Raw genomic sequence first — 898 nt, 5'->3', positions numbered from 1 at the left:
ACTTATTTTTTTTCTAAAAAAATATGAGCCACTCCAAAGTTCCATATAACTTATTGATCCAGATCTTATTTTTAACACCAACAGCGCAACATTGAATATATACATTTAAATTCAAACACTTAAATCACCACGCAAACATTCAACATGAAGTGCATCGCAGACTTGAATACAAATAGATTCGGATATTCGAAGGGGAGATCCTGATCACTGAAACGCAGAAAACACAAAACCAAGACATACAAACACACTTAATATGCGTAAAGAAAAAGCCCCACAAGCTTTGCCTGTGGGGCTTTTAGTTATTTTTTATCTTTTTTGATAGTGCTTAATTTATCAATTCAAGCAAGTCTTGCTCAGTTTTTATCTCGATACCCAATTCTTGCGCCTTAGCGAGCTTAGAACCTGCATTTTCACCAGCAAATAAAATATCGGTTTTCTTGGAAACACTGCCAGTGACTTTTGCACCCAAAGATTGCAACGCCTCTTTTGCTTCAGTTCGTCCAAGTTGAGATAGTGTACCCGTTAGCACGACAGTTTTACCTTCTAGTGGCAGTTCTGCGCCTTGCTCAGGTGCACTAACTTCTGGCCAGTGGATACCTTGCACAAGGAGATCTTGAACAACAGCTTGGTTTTTCTCTTCTTCAAAGAAAGTCGTAATGTGCTTCGCAACTACCACACCAATATCTTGAACAGCAATAAGTTGTTCTTCCGTTGCAGCTTGAATCGCTTCCAGTGATTTAAAGTGTTGAGCTAGGTTTGCTGCCGTTGCCTCGCCCACTTCTCGAATACCTAGCGAGTATAAGAAACGTGACAAGGTTGTTAACTTCGATTTTTCTAATGCATTAACAATGTTTTGAGCAGATTTTGGCCCCATGCGCTCAAATACGGTTAATACGCC

1 protein-coding gene is annotated in these 898 nt (G+C 39.6%); it reads right to left on the bottom strand.

Features of this window, described 5'->3' with window-relative positions; all coding sequences use genetic code 11:
* Positions 1-325: 325 nt before the first annotated feature.
* On the bottom strand, positions 326-898 hold a 573-nt coding region (locus R7P74_RS25395; protein ID WP_318123411.1), incomplete at its 5' end, for a helix-hairpin-helix domain-containing protein.

It is taken from the genome of Vibrio sp. 2033, assembly GCF_033339735.1.
The sequence above is the reverse complement of the archived record's forward strand: the minus strand, read 5'-3'. Positions and strand labels throughout refer to the sequence as shown.